Genomic DNA, 1814 nt, shown 5'->3' on the forward strand with positions numbered 1-1814 from the left:
AATTATTCGCTTCATCATTAATTCTCACCCTGATAAAGCGGGTTGGCAATAACCAACATCCGGAAATTACCTTCACATAAAGCATGAAAAGTGAAGCCCTCTATATCAGCAAGATTAACAGGTCTCTCCCCTAAAGCCTGTTCTAACCGCGATTGCACGGGGTATTTATATGTAAAGATTGTGCTTTCTTGTAGATCACTAGTATAACGTCTTCCCCGACTTAATTGCCCATTTTCTATCATATACATTGGTGCCGGTATATTAATTGAAGAATACTGTTTTATTTCAATATATTCATTATCTACTGTCAACCCGTATATTATATAATCGGAGCTAAGCCGTATCGGCAAATCGTTTACTTGAACATACTGCACCCTTGCCGAAGATCGATCAGAACGCTCCAAAGGTCTACTGCCACCTTTAAAAGGCAAATCCTCAGGTTTAAAGGGTATCCCTTTAAACTCATTTACTGGTGGTAATTGAGTAGTAATAAAAACCTTGCGTTTACTACTATTCCAATAAACATGGGCACCAAAGCATTCACTTATAAAACGTAAGGGTACCATAGTCCGATCTCCTTTAATTATGGCGGTAGTATCTAAAGGGATTTTTTCTCCATTTTTATAAGCAAAATTTTTCCCCACAGTTAAAGAAATAGTACCTACTGAATGTTCAATTTCAACGGTTTGAGTAGGGGCAAGCCAAACTACTTTCCCTTTTAAAGCCTTAGTAACAAAGCGAAGTGGTACTAAAGTACGATTATCGGCATTAATCAAAGGCTGTTGATCGGGAAAAGTTATTTTTTCTTGATCAACATAAACACTTACAGAGGCTAAAGCCAAAGTAGGAATCATTAGTCCCAATAAAATAATAAGGTAAAACATTTTTTTATGACGCATCTTTCTCCTCCTTTAAACTACCATTTGTACAATATTTTAACATATATACACTTCTTGTCAATTATTGTAAATAAAACAAACACCCACAAAACTTGTGGGTGTAAATAGTTCAATTAATTAGGAATTAATTTCCCGGGCTATTTTTTGCACCTCATCTAAAGAAAGATCTGTTAATCCCTATAATTTAGGACGTACAGGTGTCTTTTGAAAAAACTATTTTTTACTTAGGATACTACCCCAAAAGTAAATTCCGCCGGAGGTGTAATTCTTGTTATTATAATTTCCCGACCTGTTTGGGCATCAAAAAAAACAGCAAACTTTTCCTCAGCAAAACTACCTCTTACTTCCCAGGTCAAAACCTCTTTTCCACTGGCATCAATAATTAAAGCCAATTGAATTAACTCTACTTTTAAACGGGGATTAAGCAATTCTTTTATGGCTTGAGGCTGCAGTTGTACCCCTGGGAAATCACGTTTTTTATGAAATAAATAATAGGGTGTACCTTCAAAACCAATTACTGTTCCTTCATCAAGTGCTACTTGTATTTTTACTTGATCCGGATATAACAAAACCTTATTCTGACGCGGCACAAGTGTATAAACCCCTGTATGATCCTCTTTTTGTGCTTTCACTACTTCAAAAGGGGGAAAATCACGTACTTTCAAAAAACGCAGGGCTATTTCTTCACCTTCTTTTAAAGTTAATTTACTTTGAGTAATTTCCTTAACCTGCATACCCCAAATCATGGTTCCGTCAATTTTACTTACATCTACATAAACCAAATCATTGTCTTCTGGTGAAGTTATTTCCACACCAAAGGTAGGCACATCCCCTACCCCTTCATAAATCACCTTAGCCTCTTTATTATTCCCTTTCAAAAACCAAGCCTCAACAGCCTTTTTTTCAGCTTCAGGC

At 36.2% G+C, this 1814-nt stretch carries 2 protein-coding genes; both read right to left on the reverse strand.

The window, feature by feature from the left end; genetic code table 11:
• Nucleotides 1–17 precede the first annotated feature (17 nt).
• On the reverse strand, nt 18–899 hold the full coding sequence (locus GX687_01995; GenBank protein HHX96221.1) for a copper amine oxidase N-terminal domain-containing protein: 882 nt from the start codon (nt 897–899) through the stop codon (nt 18–20).
• Between the two features lie 224 nt (nt 900–1123).
• Nucleotides 1124–1814 (reverse strand): hypothetical protein (locus GX687_02000; GenBank protein HHX96222.1); only part of this gene is annotated, 691 nt, incomplete at its 5' end.

This window comes from Clostridia bacterium, assembly GCA_012841935.1.
In the GTDB taxonomy this organism is placed as follows: domain Bacteria; phylum Bacillota; class Peptococcia; order DRI-13; family DTU073; genus DUTS01.